This is a genomic window from Ruegeria sp. CF3 (genome assembly GCF_056537365.1).
Window position 1 is genome coordinate 179,642 of record NZ_JBQFRK010000005.1, and the last position, 19,534, is coordinate 199,175.

At 57.0% G+C, this 19,534-nt stretch carries 22 protein-coding genes; 8 read left to right on the forward strand and 14 right to left on the reverse strand.

Annotation, left to right across the window (positions count from 1 at the left end; translation table 11 throughout):
* The first annotated feature begins 111 nt into the window (after nt 1-111).
* The 6 genes from ccrA (at nt 112) to ACR0KC_RS17105 (ending at nt 5,525) form a co-directional block, all read left to right on the forward strand.
* Nucleotides 112-1,398: a crotonyl-CoA carboxylase/reductase gene (gene ccrA / locus ACR0KC_RS17080; protein ID WP_170395824.1), complete on the forward strand. Its 1,287-nt coding sequence runs from the start codon at nt 112-114 to the stop codon at nt 1,396-1,398.
* A gap of 210 nt (nt 1,399-1,608) precedes the next feature.
* A complete protein-coding gene (locus ACR0KC_RS17085; protein ID WP_152610760.1) occupies nt 1,609-1,827 on the forward strand; it encodes a hypothetical protein in 219 nt (72 codons plus the stop codon).
* Complete coding sequence (locus ACR0KC_RS17090) at nt 1,766-2,485, forward strand: helix-turn-helix transcriptional regulator (RefSeq protein WP_170395826.1); 720 nt, start codon at nt 1,766-1,768, stop codon at nt 2,483-2,485. Before ACR0KC_RS17085 ends, ACR0KC_RS17090 begins: the two co-directional genes overlap by 62 nt.
* Nucleotides 2,486-2,568: 83 nt before the next feature.
* Nucleotides 2,569-3,207 (forward strand): acyl-homoserine-lactone synthase, encoded by a 639-nt coding sequence (locus ACR0KC_RS17095; RefSeq protein WP_170647111.1) that lies wholly within the window; start codon nt 2,569-2,571, stop codon nt 3,205-3,207.
* A 60-nt stretch (nt 3,208-3,267) separates the two neighbouring features.
* Nucleotides 3,268-4,800 (forward strand): AAA family ATPase, encoded by a 1,533-nt coding sequence (locus ACR0KC_RS17100; protein WP_170566301.1) that lies wholly within the window; start codon nt 3,268-3,270, stop codon nt 4,798-4,800.
* Nucleotides 4,797-5,525, forward strand: coding sequence for an SDR family oxidoreductase (locus tag ACR0KC_RS17105; RefSeq protein WP_480772023.1), 729 nt, complete (start codon nt 4,797-4,799; stop codon nt 5,523-5,525). The genes ACR0KC_RS17100 and ACR0KC_RS17105 overlap by 4 nt, the downstream gene beginning before the upstream one ends.
* Before the next feature lie 3 nt (nt 5,526-5,528).
* On the opposite strand, the gene ACR0KC_RS17110 is transcribed toward ACR0KC_RS17105, so the two are convergent.
* The 13 genes from ACR0KC_RS17110 to ACR0KC_RS17170 form a co-directional block, all read right to left on the reverse strand.
* Nucleotides 5,529-6,293 carry a TIGR02186 family protein gene (locus ACR0KC_RS17110; protein WP_170395832.1) on the reverse strand — a complete coding sequence of 255 codons (765 nt, stop codon included), beginning with the start codon at nt 6,291-6,293 and terminating at the stop codon, nt 5,529-5,531.
* A 1-nt stretch (nt 6,294) separates the two neighbouring features.
* Nucleotides 6,295-7,215: a sulfite exporter TauE/SafE family protein gene (locus ACR0KC_RS17115; RefSeq protein WP_170395834.1), complete on the reverse strand. Its 921-nt coding sequence runs from the start codon at nt 7,213-7,215 to the stop codon at nt 6,295-6,297.
* A gap of 260 nt (nt 7,216-7,475) precedes the next feature.
* Nucleotides 7,476-8,486 (reverse strand): ABC transporter permease, encoded by a 1,011-nt coding sequence (locus ACR0KC_RS17120; protein WP_170408321.1) that lies wholly within the window; start codon nt 8,484-8,486, stop codon nt 7,476-7,478.
* Nucleotides 8,486-9,580, reverse strand: a complete 1,095-nt coding sequence (locus ACR0KC_RS17125) for an ABC transporter permease (protein WP_170513031.1) — start codon at nt 9,578-9,580, stop codon at nt 8,486-8,488. Before ACR0KC_RS17125 ends, ACR0KC_RS17120 begins: the two co-directional genes overlap by 1 nt.
* A gap of 3 nt (nt 9,581-9,583) precedes the next feature.
* A complete protein-coding gene (locus ACR0KC_RS17130) occupies nt 9,584-11,113 on the reverse strand; it encodes an ABC transporter ATP-binding protein (RefSeq protein WP_170395839.1) in 1,530 nt (509 codons plus the stop codon).
* A gap of 81 nt (nt 11,114-11,194) precedes the next feature.
* Nucleotides 11,195-12,193: a BMP family lipoprotein gene (locus tag ACR0KC_RS17135; RefSeq protein WP_170395841.1), complete on the reverse strand. Its 999-nt coding sequence runs from the start codon at nt 12,191-12,193 to the stop codon at nt 11,195-11,197.
* Between the two features lie 135 nt (nt 12,194-12,328).
* Complete coding sequence (locus tag ACR0KC_RS17140; protein ID WP_480707131.1) at nt 12,329-12,745, reverse strand: GNAT family N-acetyltransferase; 417 nt, start codon at nt 12,743-12,745, stop codon at nt 12,329-12,331.
* 11 nt (nt 12,746-12,756) lie between these two features.
* Nucleotides 12,757-13,347 carry a tRNA (adenosine(37)-N6)-threonylcarbamoyltransferase complex dimerization subunit type 1 TsaB gene (tsaB, locus tag ACR0KC_RS17145; protein WP_170597283.1) on the reverse strand — a complete coding sequence of 197 codons (591 nt, stop codon included), beginning with the start codon at nt 13,345-13,347 and terminating at the stop codon, nt 12,757-12,759.
* Nucleotides 13,337-13,900, reverse strand: a complete 564-nt coding sequence (locus ACR0KC_RS17150) for a NifU family protein (protein ID WP_170395847.1) — start codon at nt 13,898-13,900, stop codon at nt 13,337-13,339. Before ACR0KC_RS17150 ends, tsaB begins: the two co-directional genes overlap by 11 nt.
* 69 nt (nt 13,901-13,969) lie before the next feature.
* Complete coding sequence (locus tag ACR0KC_RS17155; RefSeq protein WP_170597285.1) at nt 13,970-14,563, reverse strand: 2-hydroxychromene-2-carboxylate isomerase; 594 nt, start codon at nt 14,561-14,563, stop codon at nt 13,970-13,972.
* 9 nt (nt 14,564-14,572) lie between these two features.
* Complete coding sequence (locus tag ACR0KC_RS17160; protein WP_074736907.1) at nt 14,573-15,028, reverse strand: universal stress protein; 456 nt, start codon at nt 15,026-15,028, stop codon at nt 14,573-14,575.
* A 73-nt stretch (nt 15,029-15,101) separates the two neighbouring features.
* Nucleotides 15,102-15,965 carry a branched-chain amino acid aminotransferase gene (locus ACR0KC_RS17165; protein ID WP_170597286.1) on the reverse strand — a complete coding sequence of 288 codons (864 nt, stop codon included), beginning with the start codon at nt 15,963-15,965 and terminating at the stop codon, nt 15,102-15,104.
* Between the two features lie 59 nt (nt 15,966-16,024).
* On the reverse strand, nt 16,025-16,486 hold the full coding sequence (locus tag ACR0KC_RS17170) for an Lrp/AsnC family transcriptional regulator (RefSeq protein WP_480707135.1): 462 nt from the start codon (nt 16,484-16,486) through the stop codon (nt 16,025-16,027).
* 129 nt (nt 16,487-16,615) lie between these two features.
* Between ACR0KC_RS17170 and ACR0KC_RS17175 the strand changes: the two genes are divergently transcribed.
* Nucleotides 16,616-17,665, forward strand: a complete 1,050-nt coding sequence (locus ACR0KC_RS17175; protein ID WP_170818609.1) for a Glu/Leu/Phe/Val dehydrogenase — start codon at nt 16,616-16,618, stop codon at nt 17,663-17,665.
* 67 nt (nt 17,666-17,732) lie between these two features.
* Here ACR0KC_RS17175 and trpS read toward each other — a convergent pair whose 3' ends face one another.
* Nucleotides 17,733-18,761: a tryptophan--tRNA ligase gene (trpS, locus tag ACR0KC_RS17180; protein WP_170423755.1), complete on the reverse strand. Its 1,029-nt coding sequence runs from the start codon at nt 18,759-18,761 to the stop codon at nt 17,733-17,735.
* 86 nt (nt 18,762-18,847) lie between these two features.
* Between trpS and ACR0KC_RS17185 the strand changes: the two genes are divergently transcribed.
* Nucleotides 18,848-19,534, forward strand: coding sequence for a rhomboid family intramembrane serine protease (locus ACR0KC_RS17185; RefSeq protein ID WP_170423757.1), 687 nt, complete (start codon nt 18,848-18,850; stop codon nt 19,532-19,534).

Here is a 19,534-nt window from a genome sequence, read left to right on the forward strand (position 1 = left end):
ATTACAAAATAGATACCAAAAACGGTTGCAATATTACTCAGAGGCTAATATTTCGTCTTTGGAAAGCCGCGATTCTGCGGCGCGGCAACAGTTGGAAAAAAGGAGGCCAGCATGGCTTTGGATGTCGACAGCGGTATCGCGTCGTATGAGGCGCCGGAAAAGGACCTCTACGAGATGGGTGAAATCCCCCCGATGGGGTATGTTCCCAAGCAAATGTATGCCTGGGCCATCCGGAAAGAGCGCCACGGTGAGCCAGACACAGCGATGCAGTTGGAAGTCGTTGATGTCCCGAAGCTGGACAGCCACGAAGTGCTGGTTCTCGTTATGGCGGCGGGTGTGAACTACAACGGCGTCTGGGCATCGCTTGGCAAGCCGATCAGCCCGTTTGATGGCCACGGCCAACCCTTTCACATCGCAGGTTCAGATGCGTCGGGCATCGTCTGGGCGGTTGGTGACAAAGTGAAGCGCTGGAAAGTCGGCGATGAAGTCGTGATTCACTGCAACCAGGACGATGGCGATGACGAACACTGCAACGGTGGTGATCCGATGTATTCGCCCAGCCAGCGCATCTGGGGATATGAGACACCTGATGGCTCGTTCGCGCAGTTTACAAATGTTCAGGCACAGCAGCTGATGCCGCGTCCCAAGCACCTGACCTGGGAAGAAAGCGCCTGCTACACGCTGACCTTGGCAACAGCCTATCGGATGCTTTTTGGGCACGAGCCGCACGATCTGAAGCCGGGCCAGAACGTCCTGGTTTGGGGTGCATCGGGCGGTCTGGGCTCTTACGCGATACAGTTGATCAACACTGCGGGTGCCAATGCGATCGGCGTGATATCGGATGAAAGCAAGCGTGAGTTTGTGATGGACCTTGGCGCCAAAGGCGTCATCAACCGCAAGGATTTCAACTGCTGGGGCCAGCTGCCCACGGTGAATACTCCGGAATATGCTGAATGGTTCAAAGAAGCCCGCAAGTTTGGCAAGGCCATCTGGGATATTACCGGCAAAGGTGTGAACGTCGACATGGTGTTCGAGCACCCCGGCGAAAGCACGTTCCCGGTGTCCACTTTTGTCGTGAAAAAGGGAGGTATGGTTGTGATCTGCGCCGGGACCACTGGCTACAACCTGACCTTCGACGTGCGTTACATGTGGATGCACCAGAAACGCTTGCAGGGCTCGCATTTTGCGCATCTCAAACAGGCCTCGGCTGCAAACCAGCTAATGGTCGAGCGCCGCTTGGATCCGTGCATGTCCGAAGTGTTCACTTGGCAGGATCTGCCTGAGGCGCACATGAAGATGATGCGCAACGAACACAAGCCGGGCAACATGTCGGTGCTGGTTCAGGCTCCGCATACAGGCATGCGCACCCTTGAAGAAGTATTGGCTGCCCGCGACTAACGGTCTCAGGCGAACAGCAGCTGCAACACCCGCAGGGCGCACACACGCCTTGCGGGTGTTCATCGTTTCTATCGATGATTATGCATTTTCAATGCTTTAAGAAATCGCCCCCCGCTATTTCTGGGGAGTAGAAAGCAGCGAGTAGGCCGAATTAGTCTGCACATGTTATGGTTGTGTTAACCCTTCGTTAACTATTTCGGGGACACCCTGATGGCGCAAAATGAGTGGATTTTGGACGTTCTGTCGGACCTCAACGCCTTTGCTGTGGCGAATGGGTTGAGCGCGCTGGCCGAGCAGCTTGACGACACAAGACTGATCGCCGCGGCCGAGATTGCGTCCTCAAAGGATGAGGCTTGCGCGCCCGCGAATGGGAAGAAAATTCGATTTGAGCCAGATCCTAGGGGATTTGGAAAGCACCAGCACGCTTGACGAGCTGACCAGCGTAGCAGTCCAGTTGCGGGACAAGCTGCAAATTGACCACATGACATATCATTGGGTTGATGGGGCCGGGGATCAATACGGGTTCACGACTTATTCGGATGCCTGGGATGAACGGTATCGAGACAGGAATTATCATCGTATTGATCCGGTTATTCTAGGTTGTTTTCAGCGATTTCACGCTGTGGACTGGAAACAGCTGAATTGGTCGGGCAAAGCAGTAAAGGCCTTCCTGCAGGACGCGCAGGAACATGGCGTCGGCAATCAGGGCTATTCGATCCCGCTGCGGGGGCCAGGCGGGCAATTCGCGCTGTTTACGGTCAACAACAGCTGCGATGACATCGCATGGCAGGCATTTGTCGAAACGTATGGCCGCGATCTCATATTGGTGGCGCATTTCCTCAATCGAAAAGCGCTGGAATTTGCAAAAGAACGGCAGCCGGACAACATGCGGGGGCTCTCGCCCCGCGAAATCGATGCAATGACATTGCTGGCGCTGGGGTATAGCCGAGCGCAGGTGGCGCACTCGCTTTCCATTTCTGAGCATACGCTCAGGGCCTATATCGAAAGCGCACGCTCAAAACTCGGTGCGCAAAATACGACTCATGCAATCGCCACTGCACTCAGTAGAGGATTAATAGTCGTTTAACGACCGTACGGTGGTCTCACTTTAAATTAACTACGTGTTCGTACCCCCTTTGTTCCAACTGTGGACGATAAGGGGAGCACGTCATGTTGCGTTATTTGTATGCCGATGAGCTGCATAAATTTCCGGAATTGGCCAGGGGGATGTTCAGGGATCGCGCGGATCAGTTCAAAACCCGCCTTGGCTGGGATGTTAAGGTTAATGAAAAGGGGGAAGAGCGGGATCAGTACGATGACCTGAACCCGCTCTATGTGATTTGGGAAGAGGCAGATGGCAGCCATGGCGGGTCCATGCGGATCCTACCGACGACCGGTCCGGTCATGGTGAACGACATATTCGGACATCTCACCGGGGGCAGTCCGATCCGAAGCCCACTAATCTGGGAGGTCACTCGCTTTTGCCTCTCGCGCAACGCCAGCGCTCATACCGCCGGGGCCATCATGCTGAGCGGCGGTGAGGTGATGGAAGGGTTTGGCCTGACCCACATAGCGGGCGTTTTTGATGCCCGCATGATCCGGATCTACCGTATGATCGGATCGTCTCCGGTGGTTTTGGGCACCGAAGGGAAAGGGCGCGATCAGATCTCGGTCGGCCTGTGGCCTTATTCAGCGGATGATTGCAACCGTGTAGCAGCCCGCGCAGGCATCCCGCGAGAGTTGTCGCGCCTGTGGTTCAAGACAGCATTTGGCCATGGCGCACAGCACCGGTTCGCTTTGTCGGCATAAGCATACGGAAAAACCAATCGGCATCTGGCAGCGCGCGGCGCGTCCCTGTAGGGTCGCGCCATGTCCTTGCCCCAAGTCACATTTTCCGAAGATCAGGCTGCCGCTTTTGACAACATTGCCGAGATGTTGCGAGGTGCCGGAGTAGACCTTGAAGACGACGCTCTGCTGAAACTGCCCGGCAACGGAAAGTCTGGTGTGATGGCTGTTATTGGCAAGGCTGGATCGGGCAAAACCCTGTTGCTGGCAGAGCTTTACAAAGCTTTGGCCGAGACGGGGGTCAACCTGATCTCGGGTGATTTCGAAAGCCGCAAATCCCGCGACAAGCGCAGCCTTGCGATCCTCGCGCCGACGAACAAGGCCGCCAGCGTATTGCGGCTGCGTGGGGTGCCTGCGACCACGATCCACCGTATCCTCTATACGCCTGTTTACGACCCTGAATACGAGCGGATCGCCGAATGGCTAGCGGGCAATGACGAACGGCCCGAGATCGAAGGGCTGACAGACGAAGCGCTGGACCGCGCAGCCGCGTTCTATGCCAACAACAAATCCATCCCCGGTGCGCTGGCCGCTGCTGGGTTGCGCGGTTCGGATTTCATCACCGGCTGGAAACGTCGGGAAGAGCCGCTGGATATCGGTTTTGTGGATGAAGCCTCGATGCTAGACGACCGACAATTCGAGGATCTAAAGGAAATCTTCCCAACATTGTTGCTATTTGGTGATCCGGCGCAGTTGGCGCCGGTCAACCAATCGGGCTCGATGGTGTTTGACGGGTTGCCAGAGCCGCGCAAGCAAATCCTGCATCGCGTGCATCGGCAAACTGCGGATAACCCGATCCTAGACCTCGCCCATGCTCTGTCCGATCCGGCCATGGGGTTTGAGGATTTCGAACGTCTGATCGAGGACACTGCCCGAAAGGATGACCGCGTTGTCTGGGGACAGCGGGTAGAAGTTGATCTGATGGCGCGCAGCCCGGTTCTTGTCTGGCGCAATGCGACCCGAATCCGGCTGATTCAGGCGTTCCGCACCGTACATGGCGCGCCGGAAACTGAACTACTGGAAGGGGAACCGTTGATTTGTGACGGCATTGAGCTGCCGTTGAAGCACCGCAAAAAGCGGCTGGACCTTGAGGCGCGCGGGCTGATCAAAGGCGCGCAGGTCATTTACCTTGGCCCTGGTCGCAAGCCGGGTTTTTCGCGGTTGCATGTGATGGGGGCCGAAGACCCTCAGGTCTCGGCGGCGTCGATCGTGCAGATTGAAAAGCCCGATGAGGAGGAGCCGTTCATTCCCTATGCTGCCCGTATGGGGGCAACGTTCCTGCATGGTGCCGCTGTGACGATCCATAAGGCGCAAGGGTCGCAATGGGACACGGTTCAGGTCTTTGCGCCAGACATCTACGCAGCCGCCCGCATGGGCCGTACTGAGGCCGGGCAACCGTTGTGGAAGCGCCTAGCATATGTCGCCATAACCCGCGCACAGGAGAGGCTAATCTGGGTAGTGCGGAACCGCTTGTCGAAACCGACCCACCCGTTGCGTGTGGATGACCTGCGTGCGGTTGCGGCACCATCCCTGACATTGGAGGCGGAAGAGACATGAAGACGATCATAGTGACCGGTGCAAGCTCGGGCATAGGCCGCGCCACCGCCGAGCTGTTTCTGTCAGGAGGATGGACTGTCGGGCTTCTGGCCCGCAGCGCTGACAAACTTCTTGCTATGGCACAGCATAACGGCTCGGCGATCCCGCTGGTTGCCGATGTGACTGACCCGGATGCCGTTGCAAACGCCTTTACTGCATTCACCCGACAGACCGGGCGACTGGACGTGCTGTTCAACAATGCCGGGATTTTTGCCCCTGGTGGCACCATCGACGAGATCGCGCTTGAGGATTGGTACGGCTCGGTCAATGTGAACCTGAACGGCATGTTCCTGTGTGCACGGGCTGCATTTGCTGCGATGCGGGCTCAGGCGCCGCAAGGGGGGCGTATCATAAACAACGGTTCAATCGCTGCTCATGTGCCGCGCCCGAACTCGGTGCATTATTCTGCGACGAAACACGCGATTACCGGTCTGACGCGCAGCCTGTCTCTGGACGGGCGGAGTTTTGGAATTGCCTGTGGTCAGATCGACATCGGAAATGCGCGCACACCGATGGTGCAAGGGTTGGTCGATGAGGCGCTTGCCGAAGGCCGCGACCCTGATCCCACCATGGATGTCGGGGATGCCGCCCGCTCGGTACTGCATATGGCCGAACTGCCGCTTGAGGCGAATGTGCAGTTCATGACCGTTATGGCCACGACCATGCCCTATATCGGTCGCGGGTGACGATCAGTTCTCGCGCAGTAGGCGGAAGGCTGTCGAAGCGCCCCAACCGGCGGCAATCGCGATGGCCAGTGACATAAGCCCGTACCAAATGGGTTGTTCACGCGACATCGCGTACAAGAAACGCTCAAGCCCGACTTTGCGTACTCCGATCGAGGTTTCAAAGGTTGAGACCACCTTTCCGTCTCGTGTCAGGAAGATACGGGCGCTGTAGTCGCCTTCGGTCAGGTCCGACGGCATGTCGATTGATGTGCGGAACAACGTCTGTTCGTCCACAGCCACTGTGTTTTCCCGGATCGAGTACAGCCCTTCATCTTCGCGGATGCGGATGACCGCCTCGGAAAAATCCTGTGCGCCCTGAATGCTCATGTCCGCACCGACCGACCGGATGGCACGCTCGATCGAAACCTTATAGCGTAGGTCTTCGGTCTGGGTCAGAACCTCGGAAAACGGGGCGCTGGTGGCAACAGCGTAAAAGCTTGGAGCCAGATCAACAACAAGGCTGTCGGTGTTCACCCAGATACCGAACCGTTTCTCTTTGCGGCGTACGGTGACAGGTTCGGATGGGCCGACCACCGATACGATGACCTCAAGCGGTGGACCGTCCGGGATTGGAGCTTCGCGCTTTACCGCGCCGAAAACCAGTATTTCGGACCCGTCAAAATTGGCGGTAATCGACACCCGATCCTGACTTAGGCCCAGAACAACCTGTTCTTCGGCTGCGTAGGCTGGCAGACAGATCAGACAAAGAAGAGCAATCAGACGCAGCATCTTAATGCCCTCCTGCATCGCCAAGCGAATACAACTCGGCGGGTTGAAGCAGAAGATCAAGCGCCAGCTTGCCGCAGACAACAAGTACCAGAGCCGCCAACAAAACACGCAGTTGTTCAGCCGGCATTCGGGCACCGATGACTGTTCCGATTTGGGCACCAACTACGCCACCGACGAGCAGAAGAACCGCCAACACGACATCAACGGTATAGTTGGTGGTGGCGTGCAGCATAGTGGTAAAGGCGGTTACAAAGATGATCTGAAACAGCGAAGTTCCGACAACAACCTTGGTCGGCATGCCCAATAGGTAGATCATCGCGGGCACCATGATAAACCCGCCGCCGACACCCATGATAGCAGACAGGACACCGACAAACAGGCCTACGACAAGCGGTGGAATGACCGAGATGTACAGGCCCGACGTCCGAAACCGCATCTTGAACGGCATGGCGTGCACCCAACCGCGCTGGCGTCGTTTCGGAGGCGGCGTGCCGCCTTTCCGCGTTTTTCTAATCGCGTTCAGGCTTTCGACAAACATCAGACTGCCGATGATGCCCAGAAATACGACATAGCAAAGTTTGACCAGCAGATCGACCTGTCCGAGGCTCTTGAGATAGTTGAAGACAACAACACCCAACGCAGCGCCTGTCAGCCCTCCGACCAAAAGGACTGTACCCATTTTAAGGTCCACGGTTCGGCGCCTGAAATGCGCCAGCACCCCAGAAAATGATGAAGCAACAATCTGGTTTGCCTCGGTTGCAACCGCCACTGCAGGCGGAATGCCGATGAAGAACAGCAGTGGAGTCATCAAAAACCCACCGCCAACGCCAAACATTCCAGACAGAATGCCCACCATTCCACCCAGTCCAAACAGTAGAAACGCGTTTACGGATACTTCGGCAATCGGGAGGTAAATCTGCATGGCTTCTTCTAGACAGGAGAGGCCGTACCACGCGGTGTGGCAAAGCCATTGGTAACATAAATCTCAACAGACGAAGCGCGCGTGCCAGGTAGGGCCATCTAGTTGTTTCCGTGGCTCAACCTGAAAATAGTCGATAGCATGGCTGCGGAACTGATGCGGGACACGTCCATACCCCCTTAGAGCGGTTGCGGCATACAAAATCAACTCTGTATGCCGCTTTGCAGCAAACAGGACTGAGGGGCAGTCCCGAACTGGCTCTATCAGCGTTCCTTTACATATGGTTCGCCGCCTGCGCGTGGCGGTATGGCCTTGCCGACGAACCCGGCAAGAATCACCACGGTCAGGATATAGGGCAGGGCGTCCATGACCTGCACCGGGATCACGACCCCGCCCAAATCGATGTTCTGGAAACGCAAGGCAATGGCCTGCAACAGCCCGAACAACAGGCATGCCCACATCGCGTGCCACGGACGCCATTTTGCAAAGATCAAAGCAGCCAGTGCGATAAATCCGCGCCCGGCGGTCATCTCTTTCACAAAGCCTGCTTGCAGCGCGGTGGCCAGGTAGGCACCTGCGATGCCGCAAAGTACGCCGCAAATCGCAACCGCTGCGTAGCGGAGACCTACAACCGAAACTCCAGCAGTATCCACCGCCGCAGGATTCTCTCCGACCGCGCGCAGACGCAGCCCGAACCGGGTGCGGAACAGAATCCACCAAGTCAGTGGCACCATAAGGAAAGCCACGTACACCAGAATGGAATGGCCAGACAGGAGCTCGGAATAGGCCATATGCAGGGGATTGGTTTCAGACATCAGCTCGGAAACCGGACGGCCTGTCAGTTCGGCGTCAGCCGGACCGATCGCATAAGGGAATTCTGCAGATTCAAACCGCCCTTCACCGAACAATGATGGCGTACGACCACCCTGCTTGAACCAGCTTTGGGCGACAAGAACGGTCATACCTGAGGCAAGAAAGTTGATCGCAACCCCCGAGATCAGCTGATTGCCCCGGAACGTGATCGACGCAAACCCGTGTAGCGCCGAAAGGACCAGAGATGCTGCGATCCCGGCCAGCAATCCCAGCCACACCGAACCGGTTACGGCGGCGACGGCAGCCGAGAAGAATGCTGACATCAGCATCTTGCCTTCAAGGCCGATGTCGAAGATGCCCGCGCGCTCGGAGTATAGACCGGCCAGACAGGCAAGCAGCAAAGGCGTAGCCAGTCGGATGGTCGAATCCAGAACCTGGATGAGTGTCAGGAAGAAATCCATCAGGCCGACCCCTTCCGAAGCGCCATGAACAGCTTTTCAAGCGGCATGCGCACCATGTTGTCCAGTGCTCCGGTAAACAGAATGACCAGCGCTTGGATGACCACGATCAGTTCGCGCGGAATCGATGTCCAAAGCGCCAGTTCGGCCCCGCCCTGATACAGAAACCCAAACAGAATAGCGGCTAGAAATACCCCGAATGGATGCGACCGACCCATCAGTGCCACGGCAATTCCAATGAAACCCGCGCCTTCGGTTGCGTTCAGCACCAACCGCTCGGCTTCGCCCATCACGTTGTTGACTGCCATCAGGCCCGCCAGAGCGCCCGAGATCAGCATGGCAATAATCGTGATGCGTACAGGCGAGATACCGGCGTAGACGGCACCGGTTTCCGAATGGCCGTAGGCGCGGATTTCATAGCCCAACCGAGTTCGCCAGATCAGCGCCCAGACAACAAAACACGCAAGGATTGCGACGAAGAACGAGATGTTGGCAGGCGCACCTCGGAAAACGATGTTTTCGGCGCTCGAGAACATCGACTGGAAAGTCGGGAGATGCACTGCCTCGGGGAAACGAGCCGTTGCTGGGTCTTGCGACCCTTGCGGGCGCATGACGTTGACCAGCATGTAATTCAGGAAAGCGGCAGCGATGAAATTGAACATGATCGTGGTGATCACGATATGGCTGCCCCGCTTCGCCTGCAGATAGGCCGGGATCGCGGCCCAGGCTGCACCGAAGATCATCGAAGCAGCACAGGCGGCCAGCAAAGCTATTGTCCAATGCGGCCAAGGGACCGATAGACAGACGATGGCAACGCCCAGTCCGCCCAGCATGGCCTGACCCTCGCCGCCGATGTTGAACAAGCGCGCGTGAAAGGCAACTGCAACCGCGAGCCCGGTGAAGATGAAGTTCGTTGCGTAATAAAGTGTATAGCCCCAGCCGTAGGTTGACCCTAGGGCCCCAGTGACCATCAGATTTACCGCCTCAAGCGGATCTTCCCCGATGGCAAGGATGACGATTGCCGAAAGGATTGTGGCCAGAAGCAGACTGATTAGCGGGATCAGCACCACATCGGCCCATTTGGGCATTTTTTCCATGGTTCAGGCGGCCTCTCCTGCAACACCGGCCATCAGCAGGCCCAGTTCTTTTTCATCCGTCTCGGCGGGCAGACGCTCGCCCATGATATGTCCGTCAAACATAACCGCGATCCGGTCCGAGAGTGAGAAGATCTCTTCCAGCTCGACCGAGACCAGCAAGATTGCTTTGCCCTGATCCCTCAAGGCGACGATCTGTTTGTGAATGAACTCGATGGCACCGATATCCACGCCGCGTGTGGGCTGGCCCACCAGCAGCAGATCGGGATTGCGCTCGATTTCTCGTGCAACGACGATTTTCTGTTGATTGCCGCCCGAGAAGCTTTTTGCCGTCAGCCAGCCATTGGGCGGGCGCACATCGAACTTCTCGATCTTGGCTTCGGTGTCGGCACGCAGGGCAGCGTTGTCCATGAACAGCCCGCGTTTGTAAGCAGGGTCGCGGTGGTAGCCGAACGCCACATTCTCCCACGCGTGAAAATCCATGATCAGGCCTTCGCGCTGCCGATCCTCGGGGACATGAGCGATATGTCGGGCGCGCCGCGCTTGCCCGTCCGATCCGGGGCCGTGCAACGCCAGAGGCTCGCCGTTCAGTTTGATCGAGCCTACCCCGGGTCGCATACCGCCCAAAACTTCAAGCAGCTCGGACTGCCCGTTGCCAGCAACGCCCGCGATGCCAACGATCTCACCCGCGCGAACGGTTAGGTCGATGCCTTTGACACGCTCGACACCGGCCGAATCGGTGACACTGAGGTTTTCGATTTCCAGAACCGGTTTGCCCGGCTGTGCAGGCACCTTATCAACCTGTAGCAAGACCTTGCGGCCAACCATCAATTCGGCCAGGGCCTGCGGATTGGTGTCAGCTGTTTTGACGGTGGCGGTCATCTCACCGCGGCGCATAACCGAAACCGTATCGGTGTTCTCCATGATTTCGCGCAGCTTGTGCGTGATCACGATGATTGTTTTACCCTCGGACCGCAGCCGGTCGAGAATGCGAAACAGCTGGTCCGCCTCGGCAGGGGTAAGAACGCCCGTGGGTTCGTCCAGAATCAGAATTTCGGCCTTGCGGTAGAGCGCCTTGAGAATCTCAACCCGCTGCTGCATGCCCACACCGATCTCATCGATGCGTTTGTCAGGGTCGACGAACAGTTCGTATTCTTCCTCTAGGTCTTTCAGCTCTTTCCGGGCTTTCGCCAGCGACGGAGCCAACAGCCCACCGTCTTCCGCACCCAGAACGATGTTTTCCAGAACGGTGAAATTCTCGACCAGTTTGAAATGCTGAAACACCATCCCGATGCCCGAGGCGATCGCCGCCTGGCTGTCAGGGATGTCGGTCTTGGTGCCGTTGATCCAGATTTCGCCTTTGTCGGCTTTGTAAAATCCGTAGAGGATGCTCATCAGCGTGGATTTGCCCGCTCCGTTTTCACCGATGATCCCGTGGATCGCTCCGCGGGCGACGCTGATGGAAATATCTTTATTAGCCTGAACCGGCCCAAAGGCTTTGGAAATCCCTTTGAGTTCAATGGCGGGGACGGTCATATCTTGTCCTTGGGTTGCCGAAAGGGCCGCATGCGGCAGAGTGGTGCAGGGCGGAGGCCATGGCCCCCGCCCCCAGTTACATCAGAACTGCAGTGCAGGGCAGCTGTCGTTCTCGTAGTAGCTGACAACGCTTACGTTGCCATCGATGATGTCGCGACGGGCACTTTCAATGGCCGAGCTCATTTCTTCGCTCACCAGTTCCGCGTTGTTTTCATCCATCGCAACGCCAACGCCATCTTGTGCAAGACCCATGGTGTAAACACCGGTCTGGACGTCTTCGCCAGCTTTCATGGCGTCATATACAGCAACGTCCACACGCTTGAGCATCGAGGTCAGGACCTTGCCCGGGTGCAGGTGGTTCTGGTTGCTATCGACACCGATTGACAGGATGCCTTCGTCGGCTGCGGTTTGCAGAACGCCAACACCGGTACCGCCCGCAGCGGCGTAAATCACGTCAGCACCCTGGCTGATCTGTGCTTTGGTCAACTCCGAGCCCTTCACCGGGTCGTTCCATGCTGCAGGGGTGGTGCCTGTCATATTGGCAACAACGTTGATGTCCGGGTTCACGGACTTCGCGCCTTGTGCATAACCACAACCAAAGTGGCGGATCAGAGGGATATCCATGCCACCGATAAAGCCCACTGTGCCGGATTGGGACGCCATCGCCGCCATCATGCCGACCAGGTATGATCCTTCATGTTCGGCAAATCCGATCTGGCGAATGTTCGGGGCTTCCAGCCAGGTCACGTCGACCGCAACGAATTTGGTATCCGGATAGTCACCTGCCACTGCAGCCAATGGATCGGCCATGGCGAAGCCCATTGTGATAATCGGGTTTGCGCCCGCTTCGGCAAAGCGGCGAAGCGCTTGTTCGCGCTGCGCTTCCGACTGAAGCTCGATCTCGCGATAGCTTTTGCCGGTCTGTTCCGCCCAACGCTGAGCGCCATTATGCGCGGCTTCGTTGAACGATTTGTCGAACTTGCCACCCAGATCAAAGATAAGGGCCGGTTCTGCCATAGCAGCACCTGCTGTTAGTGCAACCGCAGCGGCTGCGCCCATCAAGGATTTCATAAATGTCATTTGTTACTCCCGTTGGCTGTTATCGGTCCGGGGCTTAATCCCCCGGTACCCACTCAGAGCGAGCATACCTGTTGTGATGGCGGGAATTGAAGCTGTTTGCAACAGCTTCGGTCAACACATTTTTGACCATATGGTCTAAAAAAGCGAATATTTTTCGCTCAAGGGGCGTTCCATGACGATCGCATCGGCGTTTGGGCCACTTTTGCGATGATAATAGGCTGCGCGATTGCCGCATGCCGTGTATCCGCTGGTTTGGTACAGAGAGATCGCCGAATGGTTATCTGAGGCAACGTCCAGAAATGCACGGATTGCACCGAGTTCTCGTGCCTTGGCGTGCCAGTCTGCCATGATGCGCCGCGCCAGCCCGCGTCTTTGATAGTCTGGACGTGTCGCGATCGTGAGCAGCTCGGCCTCTTCGCCGATCACTTGAATGAGGGCGAAAGACCGTTTGTCGCCAACAACATGGGTAAAGCGATTGGCAATCAGATTGCTGAATTCTTCCGCGCTCCACGGGCGTGACTGTGTGAAGGCTGCGGCGTGGGTTTCTGCCATGTCCTGTGGTGTCATTCGTCCAAAAGCACCGGTGGGACATCGCTTGAAGGGGCCGCATCTGCAGGGCGGACATAAAGCGGAGCGGGTGGCGCTTGAACTGTCGTCCAACGACCAGCGGCCACCTGGGCGATCGCACGGGCCTGCTGTTCTGGGTCCTCGCAGAAATACAAGGGACCAATATCGTCAGCGGCATGACGTGAGGTCAGGTAAGGCGCGCGCCCCTTAGGTTGCACATAAACCTGATCGCGCGGTGCAGCTATCGCCGGGAGATGCCCGCCGGGCGCAATTTCCGCAACTGCATCAAACCCCGACACCCCAACCGCCGGCACACCAAGCCCAAGCGCCAACCCGCGCGCGGCGGATACCGAGATACGGATGCCGGTGAAATTGCCGGGGCCGATTCCGACGGCGATCGCATCAAGGTGCCGCCATGTGCAATTGTTCCGGGTCAGGATTTCTTCAAGCAAGGGCATCAACCGTTCCGCCTGCCCACGAGTCATCGCCTCGGCGTGCGATGCGATAATCTTACCCTCTCGCAGCAAAGCGGCCGCGCAATGCGCGGCCGATGTATCGAATGCCAAAATCGTCGGTTCAGACGGCAACAGGGCGAACCTCGGTCACTTCGGGGATGTAGTGACGCAACAGGTTCTCGATCCCCATTTTCAGCGTTAGGGTCGAGGACGGACAGCCCGCGCAGGCTCCCTGCATGTGCAGATAAACAACGCCGCGGTCGAAGCCGTGGAAGGTGATGTCACCGCCGTCCTGAGCCACAGCAGGACGCACGCGGCTATCCAGCAGATCTTTGATCTGGTTGACAATCTCTGCATCTTCGCCGGTGTGTTCAGCGTGGCCCGAGGCGGTCTCTGCACCTGCGCCCATAACCGGTTGGCCGGACTGGTAATGCTCCATCACAGCGCCGAGAATTGCGGGCTTGATGTGATCCCACTGCACGTCATCAGATTTGGTTACCGTGACAAAATCGTTGCCGAAGAACACGCCTGTTACGCCGTTTACACCGAATATGCGTTTGGCGAGCGGTGATTTTTCTGCAGCGTCGGCGCTTGGAAAATCAGCGGTGCCTGCTTCCAGAACCGTCTGGCCGGGTAGGAATTTTAGTGTGGCCGGGTTGGGTGTGGATTCGGTTTGAATGAACATGGCGCGGCTCCGTCTAAGATGCACCTGATATGCGCGTCCGTGCGGGGGAAGTCAAGATTTGGAACCGTTCTAAATTGTGACGGCGTAAGAAATCGCATCATCCAGACGATCATCACCCCAGAACAGCTCGTCCCCAATAACGAAACTCGGCGCACCAAAGATGTGTTTAGCCTTGGCCTGAGTAACTTGCTCGAACAAGGCAGCCTTGATCGCGGGGTCGCTTATCCGATCCATCAGATCAGTCGAAACGCCAGATTTGGTAAGGCACTCAACCAGAACCGCCGGATTCGATATATCACGACCGGAACCAAACTGCGCAGAATAGACAGTGCGTACAAAGGCTGCCCGTTGATCAGCTGGTTCGATCGCCAGCGCTAGCCTTGCTGCTTTCAGGCTGTTTTGCGGAAATGGCTCAGGCCGCCGAAAAGGTAAATCGCGCGCGGCGCAAAGCCGTTCCATGTCCCGCCACATGTACCGACCTTTTGCAGGGTAGAGGTTGAACGGCGAGTTTTTCCATCCCTGTTCAGCAAAGATCGGCCCCAGAAGGAATGGGTGCCATTCTACGGCAACTCCATATTCCGAAGCCGCCTGCTGGATACGCATCGCGCTGAGATAAGAATAGGTCGATGCGAAGTCGAACCAGAACTGCAGCTTCGCGGACATAAATTCACCTCAGGTGATGGCTTCCAGCTTCTCTTTGCTCAGATCGCCGGGCACGATAGTAATAGGAATGGGCAAACTTCCAGAGTTCCGGGTCAGTTGTGTCACCAACGGTCCGGGGCCTTTTTTGTCAGTACCTGCACCCAGAACCAATACGCCGATCTCGGGATCGGATTGGACATGTTCAATGATTTCGGCCACCGGATCGCCTTCACGGATTGCCAATTCGGGCTCGACACCCTGTTTGTCGCGCATCCATTTGGCGAACACCTCGAAATGGGCGTGAATACGTTCACGCGCTTCTTCGCGCATCACCTCGGCAACACCGATCCAGTGGTTGAATTCGTCCGGTGGAATTACCGAAAGAACCGTAACCCCGCCGCCAGTATGTGCCGCACGCATAGCGGCAAAGCGCATGGCGTTCAGGCATTCACGGCTGTCGTCCAGAACGACTAGGAACTTGCGCATGTTTGTCCTCGTTTGTTTTCGGGATCATGCCTCACAGGGTAAGCAGTGGCAACTGAAACAGAAAAGGAGCAGATCAGCAATTGCTTGCAGCCCAATCCCAGTACATCTCGCGTGTGCGACGGGCGATTGGGCCCACCTGATACTGGGTGTCATCCAGCGCGGTGATTGGCGTCACTTTGCTCATGTTACCGCTCATGAACACTTCGTCCGCGTCGTGAAAGTCATCGAAACTCAGCACGGTTTCATGCACGGTTACCCCGTCGGCGCGCAGGTTTTTAATATGCCGCGCGCGTGTAATCCCGGCCAAGAATGTCCCATTGGGGATTGGAGTAAAAACCTCACCATCGCGCGCCATGAAGATATTTGCGGTCGCAGTCTCGGCCACATGCCCCATCGCGTCGGCCACAAGGGCGTTTGAAAAGCCCTTGTTGCGTGCCTCCTGCAACATCCGGGCATTGTTCGGATACAGGCACCCTGCCTTTGCGTTGACCACAGCGGATTCCAGAACAGGGCGGCGGAAACGAGTGGTTGTCAGCGTCGCCGAGGCGGTTTTGGGTGCCATTGGGATTTCTTCAAGACAGATGGCAAAGCCAGTGCTGTTTTCCTGAGGGACGATGGCGGTGTGATCCCCGTCGATGCCCCAATACATGGGGCGAATGTAAACGGCGGTGTCAGGTGCGTAACTTTGCAACCCTTCGTGAACCAGATCGACCATCTGTTCGGTTGTTACAGAAGGTGTCAGCATCAGCGCCTCGGCTGAACGGTTCACGCGGGCACAATGGGCATCCAGATCCGGGGTCATACCATCAAAGTACCGGGCTCCGTCAAACACCGATGAGCCCAGCCATGCGCCATGGTCAGCAGCGCGCATGATCGGTGCGTCCCCGTCATGCCATTGGCCGTTGAAATAGGTGCGGATGTTTTTGCCGACTGCCATTGCGCCCTCCCTCAAGCTCCGGGGAAACCTAGGTTGGGGCTGACGCAAGGTCCAGCAGATTATCCATGGTGCTGAGGCAGCGCTTCGCGTTTGACCATGGTGCGCAAAGCGAAGTTTGATCGTAGGTTTCGAATGCCCGAAATTTTCATAAGCTGGTTTTCCAGAAATGCATCAAACGCATTGAGGTCTTTGGCAACCACGCGCAGCAGAATGTCGCGTGATCCGGTCATAAGGTAGCATTCCATCACCTCGTCGCAGCGACGAATCGCCTTTTCGAAGGAATCGATGGCGTTGCGATCCTGTTTCTCCAACTCGACAGACACAAAGATTGTAACGCCGAATCCAAGCCGCTCGGGGTCGACCTGTGCGGCGTAGCCGGTGATAATCCCGTCCCGTTGCAGCCGATCCAAACGCCGTGCGCAGGGTGTCGGGGACAGCCCGACATGCTCCGCCAAATCGATGACAGTCATACGGCCATCGTTTTGAAGGGCGCGGATTATCTTGGAATCGATATCATCCATGGCGAAAAACTCCACAAAAGTTTTCAATTTTAGACGTTAGCACCAAAAATTTCCCTGATATAGTGACAAAAGGGTGAAAATCACTCGACGATAGGTGGCAAACTCTCGGAAGCACTCCGGAGGAGAAGAATGGACATCACCATCGTAGACGCGCCAGAGCACGAGCGCGTGGTCGAATTCAAAGATAACTCACTTGGTCTATTGGGCTACATCGCGATCCACTCAACGCAACGTGGCCCCGCTGCGGGCGGTGTGCGCATGCGCCCTTATGGCCACCCAGCCGAGGCCCTGGACGATGCTTTGCGACTGGCAAGGGGCATGACGTTCAAGAACGCCGCGGCAGATCTGCCGCTCGGGGGAGGCAAGGCTGTCATTATCGGGGATCCTCATGAGGATAAATCACCTGAACTTTTGCGGGCCTTTGGGCGCGTGATTCAAGGTTTGAACGGTCTGTACTGGACGGCAGAAGATATGGGTATGACGCCTGCAGATATGGCGCATATCGGGTCTGAAACCGAATTTGTGGCTGGGCTGGCGGAAGGTGAGTTCGCCAGCGGTGATCCGTCTCCGATAACGGCGCGCGGGATATTCAATGCTATCCGGGTGACAGCGCAGCACCGGTTTGGATTTTCTGGCCTGAAAGGCCTGACTGTATCGGTTCAGGGGCTTGGCCATGTAGGCGAGCATTTGTGCCAGTTGTTGCACGATTCTGGTGCGCAGTTAATCGTAACTGACATCGACACCCGGCAAGCGGCCCGCGTGGCCGAACGGTTTGCGGCACGGGTCGTTGCACCCGATGCGATCTACGGCGTTGAAGCGGATATCTTTGCGCCTTGTGCGATCGGCGGCATCCTGAACGAAACGAGTATTCCATTACTGAAAGTCGGCGCTGTGGCCGGAGGGGCAAATAATCAGTTGTCCAGCGATCGGGACGCGCAGTTGCTCCACGAGCGTGGCATTCTTTACGCCCCTGACTTCGTCGCCAATGGCGGTGGTATCGTGAATGTGGCGACGGAAATCCTGCGTGTCGCAGAGCGTGAAGCTTGGGTCGCCGGTAGGTTGCAGGCGCTGGAGCAGACGATGGATCGCATCCTGACACGGGCCAAAGCCGAAGCGGTCAGCCCGCACGAAGTTGCGGAATCCATCGTGCACGAGATGCTGAGCCTGCAGGCGGCATAAGAGCCGACGGAACGAAAAACGCCGCCCGAGAAAGGGCGGCGTTCTTTTTTGGATTGCGATCGCGTGGTCAGGACTTGCCCGCGCCGACCATCCCTACAATCTCGTAGGTCTGCTGCAGAATCGGGGCCGCGATTGCACGTGCCCGTTCAGCACCTCGGGCGAGAATCTGATCAATCTCGGCCTCTTCGCCCATCAGGCGCGCCATTTCGGTTGAAATGGGTGAGAGTTTCGAGACCGCAAGTTCTGCCAACATTGGCTTGAACTCACCGAATTGCTTCCCGCCAACCTCAGCCAGCACTTGTGCGGCCGTCTGGTCGCTAAGCGCGGCATAGATATTCACCAGATTGCGCGCCTCGGGACGGTCTTCAAGGCCATCGACCTCCGACGGCAAAGCGTCCGGATCGGTCTTGGCTTTACGGATCTTCTTGGCGATGGCATCGGCATCATCGGTCATGTTGATCCGCGTCATATCAGACGGGTCTGACGACGACATCTTCCGGGACCCGTCACGCAGGTTCATCACACGGGGCGCAGGCCCACCGATGACCGGTTCGGTCACCGGAAAGAAATCGACGCCATAGTCATGGTTGAACTTGATTGCGATGTCGCGCGTCAGTTCCAGATGTTGCTTCTGGTCTTCACCAACAGGCACATGGGTCGCGTGATAGACCAGAATGTCTGCCGCCATCAGGGCAGGATAGGCGAACAGACCCAAAGAGGCGTTCTGCGCATTCTTACCGGCCTTGTCCTTGAACTGTGTCATTCGCTGCATCCAGCCGATACGGGCGATGCAGTTGAAGATCCAGGCCAGCTGTGTGTGCTCGGGCACCTGGCTTTGATTGAACAGGATGGATTTCTCGGGATCCAGACCAGCGGCAATGAACCCCGCGCAAACTTCGCGGGTCTTTTCACGCAGACGATCCGGATCTTGCCAGACAGTAATCGCGTGGAGGTCGACCATGCAGTAGACGGTCTCGTATTCCGGCCCCTGCATATCCACGAAACGTTTAAGTGCACCCAGGTAATTACCCAAGTGCAGGTTTCCTGAAGGCTGGATGCCGGAAAACACGCGCGGCGTGAATTGGGTCTCGGTCATCGAAGGAAACTCCTGTCTGGAAAAATCAGCCCCCGTCGCTTACCCATGAGGCCAAGGGACGTCAACAGCCGCGAAAGGCCAGCCCAATGAGCAGTGAGCATTATACACCGCCCGTGAACCCTCTGCCGCCGGTCGTGGTGGCGCTGGTTCTGTTCATAATCGGGATTGAACTGATCTTCTTGCTTGGCAGCAGGGGCTTGGTCGGAGGGCCGACTGCTGTTGGTTGGCGCTTGGATGCGTTGCAGCAATATACGTTTTCGCCCGATATATTCGATTGGATGGTCCAGAACGGGCGCTGGCCGTTCGAACATGTGATCCGCTTTGTCACATATCCCTTTGTTCAGGCCAATTTCACACAAGCTGTGTTTGTCTGCGTGTTTGTTCTGGCGATGGGGAAGATGGTGGCCGAGGTCTTTGGCAGCGTCGCCATGCTGATCATATTCGTCTTGTCCGGTGTCGGCGGAGCGTTGGCCTATGCGGTGCTGTTGAACCCGCCATATCCACTGGTTGGTGGGTTTCCTCCGGTCTACGGGCTAATCGGTGCGTTCACGTGGTTGCTATGGCGCAAGCTTTCTCTGGTGGGTGAAAACCAATCGCGCGCATTCAGCCTGATCGCGGTTCTTATGGGCATTCAGTTGCTGTTCGGTCTGATCTTCGGTGGGACCTCGGATTGGGTCGCCGATCTGGGCGGTTTTGCCACCGGGTTTGGTTTGTCTTTCTTTCTGGCTCCGGGTGGATGGGCGCGTATCCTTAGCAAAACCCGGCGGGATTGA